Source organism: Kribbella sp. NPDC051770, assembly GCF_040681455.1.
In the GTDB taxonomy this organism is placed as follows: Bacteria; Actinomycetota; Actinomycetes; order Propionibacteriales; family Kribbellaceae; genus Kribbella.
Genome location: NZ_JBFAYT010000006.1, coordinates 430,864 through 443,764, shown reverse-complemented (window position 1 = coordinate 443,764; position 12,901 = coordinate 430,864). Strand labels below are relative to the sequence as shown.

The 12,901-nt window shown below is 64.7% G+C and carries 13 protein-coding genes; 11 read left to right on the top strand and 2 right to left on the bottom strand.

Annotated elements, in window-relative coordinates; translation table 11 throughout:
* Positions 1 to 146: 146 nt before the first annotated feature.
* Both AB0M01_RS22495 and AB0M01_RS22490 read left to right on the top strand, forming a co-directional pair.
* Positions 147 to 1,751 carry a DUF262 domain-containing protein gene (locus AB0M01_RS22495; protein WP_363672434.1) on the top strand — a complete coding sequence of 535 codons (1,605 nt, stop codon included), beginning with the start codon at positions 147 to 149 and terminating at the stop codon, positions 1,749 to 1,751.
* Complete coding sequence (locus tag AB0M01_RS22490) at positions 1,748 to 2,995, top strand: type II toxin-antitoxin system HipA family toxin (RefSeq protein WP_363672432.1); 1,248 nt, start codon at positions 1,748 to 1,750, stop codon at positions 2,993 to 2,995. The genes AB0M01_RS22495 and AB0M01_RS22490 overlap by 4 nt, the downstream gene beginning before the upstream one ends.
* A gap of 188 nt (positions 2,996 to 3,183) precedes the next feature.
* Here AB0M01_RS22490 and AB0M01_RS22485 read toward each other — a convergent pair whose 3' ends face one another.
* Together AB0M01_RS22485 and AB0M01_RS22480 are read right to left on the bottom strand one after the other, a co-directional pair.
* Positions 3,184 to 3,861: an HAD-IA family hydrolase gene (locus tag AB0M01_RS22485; RefSeq protein ID WP_363672430.1), complete on the bottom strand. Its 678-nt coding sequence runs from the start codon at positions 3,859 to 3,861 to the stop codon at positions 3,184 to 3,186.
* Positions 3,858 to 4,712 (bottom strand): winged helix-turn-helix domain-containing protein, encoded by an 855-nt coding sequence (locus AB0M01_RS22480; protein WP_363672428.1) that lies wholly within the window; start codon positions 4,710 to 4,712, stop codon positions 3,858 to 3,860. Before AB0M01_RS22480 ends, AB0M01_RS22485 begins: the two co-directional genes overlap by 4 nt.
* A gap of 215 nt (positions 4,713 to 4,927) precedes the next feature.
* Here AB0M01_RS22480 and AB0M01_RS22475 point away from each other — a divergent pair, with 215 nt between their 5' ends.
* From AB0M01_RS22475 to AB0M01_RS22435, 9 genes are all read left to right on the top strand, one after another.
* Entirely contained in the window at positions 4,928 to 5,176 is a 249-nt protein-coding gene (locus tag AB0M01_RS22475; protein ID WP_363672426.1) for a DUF6284 family protein, read from the top strand.
* Positions 5,173 to 5,643, top strand: a complete 471-nt coding sequence (locus AB0M01_RS22470) for a transcriptional regulator (protein ID WP_363672424.1) — start codon at positions 5,173 to 5,175, stop codon at positions 5,641 to 5,643. The genes AB0M01_RS22475 and AB0M01_RS22470 overlap by 4 nt, the downstream gene beginning before the upstream one ends.
* 214 nt (positions 5,644 to 5,857) lie before the next feature.
* Positions 5,858 to 6,106 carry a hypothetical protein gene (locus AB0M01_RS22465; protein WP_363672422.1) on the top strand — a complete coding sequence of 83 codons (249 nt, stop codon included), beginning with the start codon at positions 5,858 to 5,860 and terminating at the stop codon, positions 6,104 to 6,106.
* Positions 6,103 to 7,074, top strand: a complete 972-nt coding sequence (locus AB0M01_RS22460) for a hypothetical protein (RefSeq protein ID WP_363672420.1) — start codon at positions 6,103 to 6,105, stop codon at positions 7,072 to 7,074. The genes AB0M01_RS22465 and AB0M01_RS22460 overlap by 4 nt, the downstream gene beginning before the upstream one ends.
* 17 nt (positions 7,075 to 7,091) lie before the next feature.
* Positions 7,092 to 9,335 carry a cell division protein FtsK gene (locus AB0M01_RS22455; protein WP_363672418.1) on the top strand — a complete coding sequence of 748 codons (2,244 nt, stop codon included), beginning with the start codon at positions 7,092 to 7,094 and terminating at the stop codon, positions 9,333 to 9,335.
* A 246-nt stretch (positions 9,336 to 9,581) separates the two neighbouring features.
* Complete coding sequence (locus AB0M01_RS22450; protein ID WP_363672416.1) at positions 9,582 to 9,866, top strand: hypothetical protein; 285 nt, start codon at positions 9,582 to 9,584, stop codon at positions 9,864 to 9,866.
* A complete protein-coding gene (locus AB0M01_RS22445; RefSeq protein WP_363672414.1) occupies positions 9,866 to 10,294 on the top strand; it encodes an RRQRL motif-containing zinc-binding protein in 429 nt (142 codons plus the stop codon). The genes AB0M01_RS22450 and AB0M01_RS22445 overlap by 1 nt, the downstream gene beginning before the upstream one ends.
* 27 nt (positions 10,295 to 10,321) lie before the next feature.
* Positions 10,322 to 11,209, top strand: a complete 888-nt coding sequence (locus AB0M01_RS22440) for a bifunctional DNA primase/polymerase (RefSeq protein ID WP_363672412.1) — start codon at positions 10,322 to 10,324, stop codon at positions 11,207 to 11,209.
* The gene (locus tag AB0M01_RS22435; protein ID WP_363672410.1) at positions 11,206 to 12,843 is read left to right on the top strand and encodes a YfjI family protein; all 1,638 of its coding nucleotides are present in this window, start codon (positions 11,206 to 11,208) and stop codon (positions 12,841 to 12,843) included. The genes AB0M01_RS22440 and AB0M01_RS22435 overlap by 4 nt, the downstream gene beginning before the upstream one ends.
* The last annotated feature ends 58 nt before the right edge of the window (positions 12,844 to 12,901 follow it).

Genomic DNA, 12,901 nt, shown 5'->3' with positions numbered 1-12,901 from the left:
CGACACCTGCCGGCAAAGCTCAACCGACGCTGCGCCCCTTCAGCCCCAGACCACGTCGACTGGATCCTGGACTTGCCATTGGAACCAACGGGTGTCGACATAGGCGAGAGATAGAGTGGACAGCACATGCAAAGGAAGGAACCACAATGGCGGGAAGCATCCCTCTAGACGGCTCCGGCGCTGGCAGCTTCACGATCCCTGAGATTGTCGAACTTGCGGGTGACGGCAGCGTCCGCGTGCCGACATTCCAGCGTCACTTCGCCTGGCGCGCACAGGATATCCGCCGCCTGTTCGACAGCATCTACCGCGGTTTCCCAATTGGCACCCTTCTCCTATGGCGACATGAGGCCGAAGCTGGGAAAATATCACTCGGCCCTATTGATATCGAGGTCGACAACAGGTCGGATGCCTACTGGGTAGTTGACGGGCAACAGCGAATCACCTCTCTCTTCGCAGCTCTCTCCCCTTCGCACAAGTCGAATGATGAAACTTTCGAGATCTATTTTGACCTCGAAACTCAGCAATTCATCAGCCAGCGAGGCGGCGTAGTTCCGAATCGCGCGATTCCTGTACGCGAAGCCTTAGAGACTCGATCTCTTCTACAATGGCTGCGTCGTCATGTCGACGAGCTTGAACCCGATGATTTTGACTTGGCAGATCGCCTCGGCGGCGCCATTAGAGACTATCGAATACCCGCCTACATCGTGACCGGAGATAACCAAGATCTTCTCCGAGAAGTATTCGACAGAGTCAACTCTGCCGGCAAGCCGATCAGTCGAGCTGAGGTATTCCACGCCTTGTTTGCTGGCGGGGAGGAGCCTAATAGCCCCGCGACAGTTTCAGCCTCGCTTAGTAAGCTGGGCTTCGGCTCGATCGACGAAGGCCGAATAGTACAGACACTGCTGGCAATCCGCGGCGGCGACGTTCAACGTGATATTCGCACGGAGTTCAAGACCAGCGAGAAGCCGTCCGATTGGTTTGATTACGCCGAGGTGGCGCTCACTCGCGCAATCAGATTTCTGCGAGAAGAGGGCGTGCCACATCTACTCATGATGCCGAACACTCTCCCGCTGCCAGTGCTAGCGGCCTATTTTCACCTGCACCCCGAACCACAGCCATGGAACCGACGCCTATTGGCGCGATGGCTATGGCGGGGATGGGTGCACGGATTTGGGCGCGAAGGCGGTCAGACACCCGTACTTCGTCGCGCGATACGTTCCGTGAACCCCGAGTTGTACTCACCGAACGCCGCACCATCAGAATACGACGCACTAAAGGCACTCCTTGAGTACACCCCGGATCGCGAGGCTCCCCGACTTCCGCTGGAAGGCTTCAACACAAAGTACGCCAATCCTCGACTGATCTTGCTTGCACTTGCCTCACTCAATCCATTGGACGAGAATGAGAAACAAGTGAATATTGCAAGGGAGATTGAAAAGTATGGCACCGAAGCCGTCACCCAACTCATCCCCGGCATCAGATCAAACGCTGCCGCGAGGAGCTTCTGGCCGGTCGATTCGACGCCGATCACAAGAGTGAGAAGTGCGAGAATCCTCGACAGCCACTTGATAGACGAGGCGTCATACACAGCTTTGCAGGTCGACAATCACCCGCTATTCCTAAAGAAGCGGGGCGAAGCGCTGTCGGAGTTGTCTTATAAATTCCTAGACAGCCGCCTCGAACCGGGCGGCATTATTCGTCCACCTTTACGCCAGATCAGCACCGACGGAGCGCACGAGGATCGGGCATGACCGAGGAAGGCTCTGCGCTTCTTATCCAAATCCAGGATCCATCCGGATCTTGGATAGATGTCGGCCTACTCAAAAATAGGTTTCCGAACAACTGGTTTGAATTTATCCCCTCGTATTGGGAGCTTTCGAATCGCCCAGTCCTTGGTCAGATATTCGAGGAGCATGGACGACGCTTCCGACCGAGAACACACGTAGCGCTGCCTCGCTGGTTTTCGCACCTGCTTCCCGAGGGCAGACTGCGCGAAGCCGTCGCACTTGCAGCCGAGGTAAACGGCGTTCGAGAGTTTGAACTTCTGCGGCGATTGGGCCAGAGCGACCTACCTGGCGCCGTCAGAGCGATCCCGGCATTGACTGATGGCTTAAGTTATGAGGTTCCTCCAGATCGCCTGGAAGAACCTGCCATCAACGAGGACCCGTTGCTGAAGTTCAGTCTTGCCGGCGCACAGCTAAAGTACTCAATCTTTTCGGACGAGCGTGGCCTAACAATTCCAGCCAAGGGCACCGCGGGCAATATTATTGCAAAGCTTCCGGACGGAAGGCCAGGGTTCGAAGGCGTGCCGGAGGCGGAATTTGGCTCCCTAGAGCTTGCCAGATCTTCGGGCATTGAGACGGCCGAAGCCTCACTCATCTCGGTCTCTGATATCGAAGGCTTGGAGAAATGGATTCCCTGGGCGGGCAACCTGCCAATATTGGCAGTCTCCAGATTCGACCGCGGCCCCAATGACCATCGAATCCACATGGAAGAACTCGCGCAGATAATCGATATACCCACAGCACGGGAGGGCGCGAAGTACAAGTCGGCGAACTTCGAGACCGTAGCGGACTATGTTGCCCAGCTAACAGGCGTTGGAACCGTCGCCACCGTGATTGATCGACTCGTACTGAATGTCATCGTCGGGAATGGGGATGCCCATCTCAAGAACTGGGCGTTCCAATATCTCGACGGCAAAACTCCGACAATCAGCCCTCTTTATGACGTCCTACCGACGGTCTTATATGTTGCAGAAGATGATCTCGGACTGAATCTGAACGATTCGAAGTCGTTCACGGACGTCGACATTAACAGCTTCGATGCCCTCGCGATTCGAACTGACTTCGGTGTTTCAAATGCTAGACTCCAAGTACGATCAGCAGTCGAACGAATCATGACAAATTGGAGTGATTTACGCCCATATCTAGCCAGCTCGCATTACCAACGCTTGACTGACCGGCTCGCTTCGCTTCCCATCACACGATTGAGTTAGCCGACTCGTCGCAGCAGGCATAGTTCGCATGAGGCACATTCCCCACTGTCGCGCCACGAACAGAATTTGGGACAGCCGAACGCGAATCGTGTGGATCGGTGAGTTAATCCCTAGTTTTGGCCCCCATGCCATCACGTCGGGTGCCGTCGGCGCTCTCCGCTGCAGTCGAGCTCGGCCGAGACTCGCTGTCATCGGATGGAAGTAGCGAGTTCAGTCATCGTCTCAACAATGACGTCGGCGCCGGCAGCGGCCAGAGCGTCGGCCTTGCCCGGCTTGTTCGCGTAGCCGACCGTGCGAGCGCCAGCGGCACGACCAGCCTCCATGTCACTCGTCTGATCGCCAATGAAGACGCAGTCAGCCGCAGCGACATCAAGCGCCTGTGCTGCCTTCTCGATGAGGTGCGGACTCGGCTTCATTAGATTCGGGTTTCCCGGATCGCGGCCCTCGACGTGCATGATCAGGTCTGCGAGTCCAGCTCTGGCGAGGTAGCTCCGGACCGACCCGGCGTAGTTGTTGCTCACGATTGCCGCCTTCCTGGCCGTGCGACGACAGGCAGCCAGGCAGTCGGCCGCCCCAGGAGTCGGCAGCGCCGACTCCACCGCCCTCATCTCCGCGTCCTGTAGAGCTTCCTCGATCCGCCTAGCCAGAACCTGGTCATCCGCAGTGGCGAGAAGGAGATCATGAGGACTAGAGGCCTTCGCGAGAGCGTCCACTAGGTCATCTCGAACGATGCCGGCCAACTGCCGAAGCTCTTCCGTAATCCTTGGCGCCGGGTAACCGTCGAACACCGAACAGATCGGTCCGTCGAAGTCGAACAACACCACTTTGGCCGCGGAGAGAACGTGGCTTAGGTCTTCAACAGTCACAGTTCGCGAACCTGCCCCAGCGTTCCCCAAAGGCTGTCAAACCATCGTCGCGCCTGGTCAACGTATTGCGATCCGGTGGCCTGATCATTATCGCTAAGAGTGTGATGGAACAGCACCGTGTCTTTTCCGACTGCATCAAATGTCGGAACCGGGCTTCCGTCAATTTCAACTTCCCGTTCCACGACAGGATAAAAGCCGAAGAAGATCTCCTCGTCGTTAAGCGCGTAAAGCTTGAACATCATTGGAAGGCCCACGACAACCCGAGCCTCCACAGCCACCGCCGGCACTAGGCCGAGCTCCCCCAACTCTCGCACCGACTGGATGATTTCACCAGCCGAGCGATGCGCGATACCCGCCATTCTTGCCCGTACAGCGGGATCATCGCCTGGGTTCTCCCCCGCCCGGGAGGGAACGGCAATCGGCTGCGTCAGATCCGGCAGGAGCATCCGAATATTGATCGATTGCGGAGTGATCCGGCCACGCCTAATTCGGTCGATCGGTTCTTCGAGCGCGCCAAGCAAAGTCTCACCAGTCAGGCCAGCGAAGTCGATTCGCACGACGTCTCGCTCGAATGCCTTTTCGATGTGCGGGCGCAGCCCAACCGCCTGGTCGGCCTGTTCTCGTACGTAGACCCCGCTTCCGACCCGCGAAACGATCAGGCCCTCATCGCGAAGAATGCGCAATGACTGCTGAATCGTCATTCGAGCAACGCCGTATTGCGTCGCCAACTCATTCTGTGATGGCAACTTTTCCCCCGGCTTTACCTTCCCGGTGAGGATCGCCGCGCGCAGCGCATTGGCGACCTGCTTGAAGGGCGGGCGCGGGTCGGACAGGTCTATCTGCTGCTCCATGCACCCAAGACTACTAGCTGACTAGGCAGGCTAGGCAGTTCCGGTCTCGATGCTTGACCTGGCTAGCCAGGCTATGCAACTCTTCTCTTGCAGGACCTGGCTAGCCAACCTAGCCGGGCTAGCTAGACAGTGAAGGTCAGATACAGCGACGCCCCGGCGGAGGCACCCGCCGAGGCGTCTGGGTCGCACTAACCATCTGAAGAGGAGCACAACCCATGAGCATCATCCACCTTTCGGTCGTCGCCAGCGATGAGCCGAGCCCGGCTGATCTGGCGGCGATCGAGGCGGAATGGCCGCTGATCGCGGCCGAGCTGGATCTGCTGGACGCCGAAATCCGCGAGATCAACACCGAACCGACCGCGTCGGTTCTGGACCGCCGCCGGGTGCGCCGCGCTGAGCGCCGCGTGCTGGCGACCCGCCGCGAGCTGGCCGCCCAGGATTCGGAATCGGAGGTAGTGGCATGACCGCCGTTGCCTTTGCCGCCTACCTCGCGGCTCTGCTGGCCGCCCACACGGTGGCCGACCACTGGATCCAGACCCATCACCAGGCCATGAGCAAGGGCAAGCCGGGGTGGGTCGGCGCGCTTGCCTGTCTGCGCCACGTCGCCACCTACACCGCCGCCACCATCCTGTTCGGTCTGCTGGTCTGGCAGGTGCTCGACCTGGAGCTGAGCTGGATGGGCTTCGCGGCCGGTCAGTTCCTGTCGGCCGCCACGCACTACCTGGCCGACCGGCGGGTGCACCTGGAGCGCTTCGCCCGCTGGATCGGCAAGGCCGACTTCCTGCGGCTGGGAGTCCCCCGCAACGGCCTTGACCGCAACGGCAACGAGTACGACGATAACCCGTCGCTCGGGACCGCTGGCTACGCGCTCGACCAGTCGTTCCACCACCTGTGCTTGTTCGCTGCGGCCTTGCTGACGGTGATCCTGTGAACGGCCAGGAGCCCGAAGCTCTGGGCCTGAAAGCGGAATGTGTTGGTGAGGGTCACTGGCAGATCGAGGCTCACGACGTCATCCGGTACCGCTCGGAGATCTCCGAGCGGCCGGTGTGGGTCATCTGGCGTCGCGGCCGTTTGGTCGCTGCGGCGGAGACGCTGCGGGACGCGTGGATCGCGGTTGGCCAGGCGGTCAGCGGGGGTGGTTCCCGGTGAGCCGCCGCGTGGCGAGCCTGCCGCAGGCGTGGGCGGAGCGACTTGGCATCGACACGGCTGACGGCGTGGGCGTCGAGCTGGTCGCGCACTTCGAGCACCTGGCCGCCTTCGTGCTGGGTGGGGAGATGCGCCCCGCCGGTGAGGTGTCGGCGGAGGCCGCCACGGCCTGCGGAGACCTGTGGGTCCTGGACCAGTTCCTCACCGACGCCCGGCGCGTCATCAGCGGTCAGGAGGGCATCCGATGAGCGAGCTCGCGCAGTCCCCGGCGGCTATGCCGGCCGTTTCGAAGCCGTCGAGCGTGGACCGTTTGCGCACGACTGCTGCGGAGGCGTCGCAGGTCCGGGCGCTGTCCACTCACCCTGACGTGGTCGCGCTGCGGGTCGAGTCGATCCGTACGCAGGTCGACGTACTGATGTGGGCCGGGATCGTGCTGGGTCTGGCGTTCACGATGGTCAACGTTCAGGCGTTCGCCGCCGATGGCGCACCGGTCGGGTCCCTGCCCTGGGTCGCCGCATGGCTCCTAGACCCGATGGTCTCGCTGGTTCTGATTGCGGTTCTTCGGGCTGAGCAGATCACCGCCCGCTACCAGGTCCCGCAGATCGGCCGGTGGGTCACGGCGACGAAGTGGTACGCGTTCGCGGCCACGTTCACGATGAACACCTGGCACTCCTGGGTGGCCCTGGACGCGGCCGGGATCGTGCTGCACTCGGTGCCGCCGCTGCTGATCTTGTGCGCTGCCGAGACCGCTCCGGTTCTGCGCGACCGGCTGACCGAAGCTGTCCTGCGCGCTGAGCAGGCCGCCGCACTGGCCGCCCCGGAGGCGGGGGCATCTCCCGCCCTCGACCCGGCGCCTGCCGAGACCGAAGAGCCTGCCGTTGCCGAAGCCCCGGAGCCGGCGCCTGAAGCGACCGAGGAGACATCGGCACCGGTCCTGGCGCCCAAGGCTCCCCGCAAGTCCTCTAAGCCACGCAGGAAGCCTGCCAAGCCGTCCGGGCGGAAGCTGCTGGCCGACTACGTCGCCGACGCCCTGGCCGTTGTCGAGCCGGACACGGCACCTGACCAGATCACCCCCGCATGGGCACGGCACACGACCGGCTGTTCTACCGGCCTGTCGGCCAAAGTCGCCGCTGCCGTCCGGACCGAACTGACCACCCCTGAGACCACCACCCACGACGCGGCAGCGCCGGGCGAACCCGCCCGGATCGCGGCCTGATGGCAAGGAGTCGGCTGATGGACAACGTGCACAAGCTTCACCACGACGACGAAGACCCCACGACCGCCGCCGACCCCGGCATCGTGCAGGGACAGGCCGAGCGGGTCACCCCGGAGACCGTGCCGGATGCCGGTGAGGTGATCGAGGGCGAGATCCTGTCCGAGGAGGAGTCGGCCGAGCTGGACCGGCGACTGAACAGCCGCGGGGCCGTCGTCCTGCGCCGGGCAGTGTCCGGTACGCAGGTCGCGACCCGTGCGGTGGTCAAGGTCTCGACGCACGACAAGACCAAGACCGCAGGCAAGGTCGTGCTGCGCGAGGGCTTCACTGTCGTGCAGGGTGTGGAGTCGTGGGCCAAGCGCGCCTGGGATGCCTCGACCATGGGCGTCTACCGGCGCCAGATCAAGGCCGCTGAGCTGGTCGGGGACCGCGAGGCGCTGAAGGAGTGGACCGACCGCAAGGAGTCCGCGACCGACCGCCGTCACCGGCGGCTGATGGACGTTCCCAAGCTTGCGTGGGGTGTGCTGAAGGTCGCCGTCGCGGCGGTCGTCGGGGTGCCGTTCCTCGTGCTGGTGATTGCGATTCTGACCAAGGCCACCGGCCACGGCTCGTTCACCGGTGTGTGGCTCGGGTTCTTCGGCGTGATCGGGTTCCTGATCGGGGCCGGTGCGTTCGTGTGGGGACTGTTCAGCGTCGCGCTGCCGTTCCTGCTCACGCTGGCCGCGTGGCGCGAGGGCAAGCGGCGAGCTGAGCCGCCCTCGTGGCTGGTCACCACCTCCGACGCCGCGTGGGACGTGGCGATCGATGAAACCACGATCGCGAAAGCCCTTGAGGCACTACGGATTCCGGCAATCACCCAGTACCTGAAGTCTGGGCTCAAGCTCCAGTTCATCACCCCCGCCCGCGTTGATGGTCGCGGCACGCACGCCGTCTTGCGGCTGCCTGCCGGTGTGACGGCGGAGAAGATCGCGCGCCGCCGTGGTGACCTGGCCACCGGCCTGCACCGGGCCGCTAAGGAGGTCTGGCCGACCACTGGCAGCGAAGCCGGAATCTTGGACGTGTGGATTGCGGACAAGGGCGCGCTGGCTGAGGGCGCCGGTGAGTACCCGCTGCTCACTGACGGTCTGGTGGACGTGTTCAAGGGTGTCCCGGCCGGGAAGACGCTGCGGGGTGACGCGATGCTCGCGCCGATCATGGAACGCAACACGATGGCTGGCGGCATGCCCGGTCAGGGCAAGTCGTCGGCGGCCCGGGCGATCATGGCCGGGTGCGCGCTCGACCCGACCGCTGAGCTGCGGATCTGGGTGCCGGACACGAACTTTGACTTCGAGGTTTTCAAGCCGCGCTGCGCGTCCTACGTGATGGGCGCCGACGACGAATCCATGAAAGCCATCCGTGACCAGCTCGTGAACGTTCACGAGGAAGTCCAGCGACGCGGTCAGTTGCTGATCGACTTCGAGGTCCCCGCCGTCACCCGTGAACTCGCTTCGGCCGGCGTCGGGCTGCACCCGCTGGTCTGCCTGCTGGAAGAAGCCCACGTCGCGATCACTGACGACACCTATGGCAAGGAGATCGCGAAACTGCTGGTCGAGATCGTCAAGCTGGGTCGCAAGCGCGGTATCCACATGATCGTCTCGACCCAAGCCCCGACCCGCGATTCGATGCCGCGTGACGTGACCCGGAACTGCTCCAACGGCATCGCGTTCGCGGTCGGTGACCACGTGGCCAATGACGCGCTGCTCGGGCAGGGCGCCTACGCCGCCGGGCACCGGGCCACCGAGCTGATCCCCGGCACCGACAAGGGCACCGCCGTGGTCAAGGGCTTCACCGGCGAGCGGTCGGAGATCCTGCAGTGGTACTACCTCGACGTTGCCAAGAGCAATGACCAGGTCACGCCGCTGATCAAGCGGTCGCTCGACGCGATCGCCAAGCTGGGCAAGACGATCCCGGACAGCCAGCCGATCGCGGTCGAGTCCCGCGACCTGCTGGCCGACCTGGACGAGGTCCTTGGAGAGGACCCGCGACCGATCGCGGACGTGCCCGCGCTGCTGAAGCGGCTGGCGCCGACCTGGACGCCGTACCGGAGCCTAACCGGCAAGGCGCTGCGCGACCAGCTCGCGGCTGAGCACGGGATCAAGGTCCCCTCGACCGGCAACCGCTACCCCCTCGACCCGACTACCGTCCGTGAGGCAATCGTCCGGCGCGACCAGGCCGCGACCAGCGCGGACGACGGCGCCGAGGACGCCGACCCGCTGGCGAGTTAGCCCGCTCGACGGGGTCGGAGACCGCTCAAATCTGCCTCTGACCAGCGGATTTCCGGCCCCGGTTAACTCGCCTCACTCGGTAACTTTCCGCAGGTCAGAGCCACATTAGCCCCCACCGGCCGGACGAGTTAGGAACCTAACCCGATCACCGGCAGCTAACCGTCCCACTCAAAGCCCGATCGGCCGACACCGGCAGGTGCTCGCCGTAGCCCGTCACGCCCACATCTGACTACAGAAGGTGACCGAATGCCCGGCATCGCGTACGTCGTCATCATCGCAACTCTGGCCGCAACCCCAGCCGCCCGCCGTCTCGTCTACACGCTGGCCCTGCTGGTCGCGCTCGTGCTCGTCTGGCTGGGCTACCTCGTCACGTGCCGTCTGTGGCCCTTCGCCAAGTGCAACCGCTGCAACGGGACAGGCACCCGGCCCGCCCCCGGCCGCAAGGCGTTCCGCAACTGCCCGCGCTGCAAGGGCACCGGGCGCCGCCTCCGCATCGGTCGCCGTCTGCTCGACCGCAAGGCCAACCGCTGATGGCCGCGCCGCTGATGGACCGGGCGAGCCTGCACCCGGCCGCGTCGCGCTGGATCGAGCTGTGGAACGGCAAACAGGCACTCGGCTGGGACCACCACGGCACGCCCGTCTTCAAGTTCCGTTGGGCGCCCGCCGGGCTCGCCACCCGCCGCCAGCTCCGGGCACTGCGGATGTGCCCGGGCGGACAACCGCCGTACGCGGTGCTGGTGTGGCGCAACGGCAAGGCGTGGGCGTGGCTCTACCGGCTCGACCTGGCGCGTCCGTCCCGAGTCGCTTCCCCGGCTCAGCTCAACGCACTGGACAAGGCCATGCAAGCCCGCCGGACCTGCGGGCAATGCGGCCGGATCGCCGACTACTGCATCCCCACCTCTGACGGCCGCTGCGACCAGTGCATGACCAGCGACCGCTACGCCACCGCCGCCGCCTAGACCCCAACCACAGAAGGGAGAACCACGATGACCACACCGACGCCGATCCTCAACGCCGCGCTCGACGCGGCCGGGCGTGGCTGGCCGGTGTTCATGCTCGGACTCTCCAAGCGACCGGTCGCCAACTGCGCCGACTGCCCGAAGGACGCTCACGACCCGGCGAGCTGCGGGCACCTGACCTGCCACGGGTTCTACGCCGCCACCACCGACCCGGCCCGGCTCGCTGCGATCGTCACCGCTGTTCCCGGTGGACAGCTCGCCGTACGCACCGGCGCCGTGTCCGGCCTGGCCGTGATCGATGTGGACCCCGCGCACGGCGGCGACGCCAGCCTGTCTGGGTTGATGGCTGATCGGCTCGTGCCGCGCACCCTGCACGTCCACACCGGGTCCGGTGGCCTGCACCTGTACTACCGCCACCCCGGCAAGGATTTGCCGTCGCGGCCGATGCCGGACCGGGCCGGGATCGACGTCAAAGCAGACGGCGGCTACGTCGTGCTGCCCCCATCAATCCACCACCGCACCCATCGACCGTATATGTGGGGAACGACCGCCGCCGACGTTATGGAGATGCCCCCCGCCCTCGTGGCCGCGTGCCTTCCTGCGCCCATGCCGGCCAACTTGCCGCCACGCCGGAGCGTCCCGACCACGGCTACCGGAGCGGGGGGCATCTCCCACCCGGACAAGCTCCTCAGCGCCCATCTCGACGCCGTACTGCACGCCAAGAAGGGCAAGCGCCGTACGACGCTGTACGGCGCCGCTAGAGGCGTCGCGCGGATGGTCGCGGCCGGCGCACTCGACCAGACCGACGCCGTCGCCGCACTGACCTACGCAGGACACCAAGCCGCCCAAAGCGACCGAGACATCGCAGCCGCCATCACCGGCGGGTTCCGTGACGAAGGGATCGCCGCCGCATGAGTGCCGAGCACCTGCCTGACTGGCTGCCGCCGCTGACCGAGCCACCAGACGATCCGTGGGGCCCGATCGAACCGCCGACCCCGATCCGGCCCATTCCTGCCCAAAACGACAGCGTGGATCGACGCCGCGTCTCTTCGCCACTGGTCACGGGGCCGGTCTGGGATGGGTCGCCCGTGCCGCTGAAGACTGACCGGCTGCTGCGGCCGTTCCCGGTCGAGGTGTTCCCGGGGTGGCTGGCCGACCAGGTGGCCGCCGTCGCGGAAGCGACCCAGACGCCGACCGATCTCGCCGGATCAGTCGCGCTGGCGTGCCTGTCGACGGCAGCAGGCGGCAAGGTGCTCGTGCAGGTCGACCGGTCATGGGTCGAGCAAGTCAACCTCTACACCGTCACCGCGCTGCCGCCCGGCTCGCGCAAGTCGCCGGTGTTTCGGGCCATGACCTCGCCGCTATCAGATGCCGAACTCGCGTTGGGTGAGGTCGCTGCGGCAGTGCGGGTTGAAGCCGAGTTGGCGGCACGGATCGCGACCGCCCGCGCCGAAGACCTGGCCCGCAAGGCCGAGCGACCCTCTGCGAACCCGCAGGAAGCGCTGGCCGATGCCACGGCCGCCGCGAAGGAAGCCGCTGCGATCGTCGTACCCGAGATCCCCCGGCTGATGACCGACGACGTGACCCCGGAGTCCTGCATTTCCCTGCTCGCTGCGCACGGCGGTCGGTTGGCCGTCCTGTCGGCTGAAGGTGACGTGTTCGCCACCCTCACCGGCACCCGCTACTCCGCCGCGCCCAACCTTGGGGTGTTCCTCAAGGGCCACGCCGGCGACAAGCTCCAGGTCGACCGCAAAGGCCGCGCGTCCGAGTCGATCGACCGGCCCGCACTGACCCTCGGAGTCACCACCCAGCCGGGAACCCTGCAGGGCTTGGCCGCACAGCCCGGATTCCGGGACCGAGGCGTCCTCGCGCGCATCCTCTACAGCCTGCCAGTCAACACCGTCGGCCAGCGCGACAACCAAGCCGACCCCGTACCCGAATCGACCGAAACCACCTACCGCGACGCCCTTCGAACTCTCGTCCTGCTTCTGGCTGATAACGACACCCCCCACTACCTCGACCTCACCCCCGACGCGCGGCAAATCCTGCTCGACTTCCAAGACTGGATCGAACCCCGACTCCACCCCCAAACCGGGCAGCTCGCACCCATCACTGACTGGGCTTCCAAGCTCGCCGGAGCCGTCGTCCGGCTCGCCGCACTGCTCCACCTCGCCCACACCTTCACCACCGGCTACGCCACCCCCATCACCGCCGACATCATGCACGCCGCCGAACGCATCGGCCGCTACTACCTCGACCACGCCCTAGCCGTCTACGACCTCATGGGCCGATCCCACCCCGACCTCGAGGACGCCCGCGAAGTCCTCGCCTGGATCACCGACCAAGGTCACGACACCTTCACCCGCAGAGATGCCCTCCGCTCACTCCAAGGCCGCACTCGATTCGCCACCGCGGCCGACCTCGAACCAGCCCTCGCAGTCCTCACCGACCACGGACACATCCGGCTCAAGACCAGCGACGCCAAGCCCGGCCGGGGCCGCCCCTCCATCGCCTACGAAGTCCACCCCCTCACCCTGCGAACCCCCTGACAAAAACGACGAAAAGCCGATTTCTGTCAATTTTGTCAATTTTGTCATGGCTCTCGAC

Coding starts and splice junctions, on each gene's coding strand:
- AB0M01_RS22460 (WP_363672420.1), top strand. CDS start 6,103: ATGAGCGAGCTCGCGCAGTCCCCGGCGGCTATGCCGGCCGTTTCGAAG.
- AB0M01_RS22455 (WP_363672418.1), top strand. CDS start 7,092: ATGGACAACGTGCACAAGCTTCACCACGACGACGAAGACCCCACGACC.
- AB0M01_RS22435 (WP_363672410.1), top strand. CDS start 11,206: ATGAGTGCCGAGCACCTGCCTGACTGGCTGCCGCCGCTGACCGAGCCA.
- AB0M01_RS22470 (WP_363672424.1), top strand. CDS start 5,173: ATGACCGCCGTTGCCTTTGCCGCCTACCTCGCGGCTCTGCTGGCCGCC.
- AB0M01_RS22480 (WP_363672428.1), bottom strand. CDS start 4,712: ATGGAGCAGCAGATAGACCTGTCCGACCCGCGCCCGCCCTTCAAGCAG.
- AB0M01_RS22495 (WP_363672434.1), top strand. CDS start 147: ATGGCGGGAAGCATCCCTCTAGACGGCTCCGGCGCTGGCAGCTTCACG.
- AB0M01_RS22450 (WP_363672416.1), top strand. CDS start 9,582: ATGCCCGGCATCGCGTACGTCGTCATCATCGCAACTCTGGCCGCAACC.
- AB0M01_RS22445 (WP_363672414.1), top strand. CDS start 9,866: ATGGCCGCGCCGCTGATGGACCGGGCGAGCCTGCACCCGGCCGCGTCG.
- AB0M01_RS22440 (WP_363672412.1), top strand. CDS start 10,322: ATGACCACACCGACGCCGATCCTCAACGCCGCGCTCGACGCGGCCGGG.
- AB0M01_RS22475 (WP_363672426.1), top strand. CDS start 4,928: ATGAGCATCATCCACCTTTCGGTCGTCGCCAGCGATGAGCCGAGCCCG.
- AB0M01_RS22490 (WP_363672432.1), top strand. CDS start 1,748: ATGACCGAGGAAGGCTCTGCGCTTCTTATCCAAATCCAGGATCCATCC.